This is a genomic window from Pseudomonas sp. 05N434, from assembly GCF_056396965.1.
This window is the reverse complement of the sequence record NZ_JBFTMK010001056.1, coordinates 1-572: the sequence shown is the minus strand read 5'-3', so window position 1 is coordinate 572 and position 572 is coordinate 1. Positions and strand designations below refer to the sequence as shown.

Annotated in this window: 1 protein-coding gene; it reads left to right on the top strand. The window is 59.2% G+C overall.

Features of this window, described 5'->3' with window-relative positions; genetic code table 11:
* Positions 1–139: 139 nt before the first annotated feature.
* A partial coding sequence (locus AC1DLB_RS31685) for a phytanoyl-CoA dioxygenase family protein (protein WP_477786490.1) occupies positions 140–572 on the top strand: 433 nt, incomplete at its 3' end.

Below are 572 nucleotides of genomic sequence, written 5' to 3'. Positions count from 1 at the left end.
TTCCGTACCTGGTTGCTGGACCAGATCTAAACGAGCGCGAAGAACAGGCTGTCCACTTTTGCTCTTCTATGATGTCCATCAGTTRCGCGCGCAACTGCRGGATTTTTGATGCRTTGGTGGCAAGGGAATTGAGGAATCSATGACTGACCGCGAACAACTCCATCGAGATGGCTTTGCGCTGCTCCGTCGAGCGATCCCAGCCGAGTGGCTGGGTGACCTTCGTGCCGTGTTCGATGCGGGCGTGAAGCCGGCGGACCAATGGCCAGTGCCGCGTGGCATGGATTGGCGCCATTCGCTGCTGGATTCTGATTCGAAGATTCAGGCGGTGTGTCGTCTGCCGGAGCTGCTGGCGGTGGTGGGTGAATTGATCGAAGAGCGGTTTTTCCTCTCGCAGGTGGAGGGTCGCGAGCCCCTTGCAGGTGGCGGTCATCAGCAGCTGCACCGCGACTTGTCGGTCCAACGGCCAGGCGACATTGTGAACGCTATTGCTTACTTCGACGATTATGGCCCCGAGAACGGCGCAACACGTATCGTTCCCGGCAGCCATCGCCCTGACCAGGAAGCGCCGCCAT